Source organism: Aerococcus sp. L_32 (genome assembly GCF_050689315.1).
The window spans coordinates 1-727 of sequence record NZ_JBOEQF010000930.1 but is presented as its reverse complement, the minus strand read 5'-3'; the positions used below and the strand labels follow the sequence as shown (position 1 = coordinate 727).

1 protein-coding gene is annotated in these 727 nt (G+C 42.1%); it reads right to left on the bottom strand.

Features of this window, described 5'->3' with window-relative positions; translation table 11 throughout:
- A partial coding sequence (locus ACRCJ0_RS17430) for a carboxyl transferase domain-containing protein (protein WP_431391413.1) occupies window positions 1–543 on the bottom strand: 543 nt, incomplete at its 3' end.
- Window positions 544–727 lie beyond the last annotated feature (184 nt).

Below are 727 nucleotides of genomic sequence, written 5' to 3'. Positions count from 1 at the left end.
CCCTTCTTGCATCCGGGCACCACCAGAAGCGGTAAATAGGACGACTGGTAACTGGTGTTCAGTTGCATAGTTGAACAAGTTTTTAATTTTTTCACCTAAACCAGTACCCATAGATCCCATCATGAAAAATGAGTCCATCACACCAATGGCAGTTCGATAGCCGAAGATTTCGCCCACACCAGTTACTACAGCTTCGTCTAAACCAGTTGTAGCGCGTGCTTTTTCTTTCTTTTCCAGATACTTTGGAAAACCAAGAGGATCTTCATTGCGGTTATCCTTTAGTTGGAACATTTCAACAAAAGTCCCTTTGTCCACGACGTTTGCTAACCGCTCACTAGATGAAATTCTAAAGTGGTATTGGCAATGCGGACAGATTTTCTCAGCACCCAAGTCATCCGTTAGAATCGTTTGGTGACATTGCGGACACTTTTGCCACATACCATCTGGCACGAAGGCTTGGTTATTTGGATCTGTAGGCAAGCTCGATTTTACTTGATCTTCCTCTGGCATAGGAATATATGCTTTTCTGCGTTTTAATGCCATAATTCATCTACTTTCTTTCGTACTAATTTATGCTTGATGACTCTTCACCCATTCAGGTAAGAAGTTGGCTTCCAGGTAATCATTGGTATAATTACCTTTTACAAAGGCCTCATCAAATAGTAGGTCGTATTGGAATTGTTGGTTTGTCGCTACTCCCTTAATGGTCATTTCTGACACCGCACGA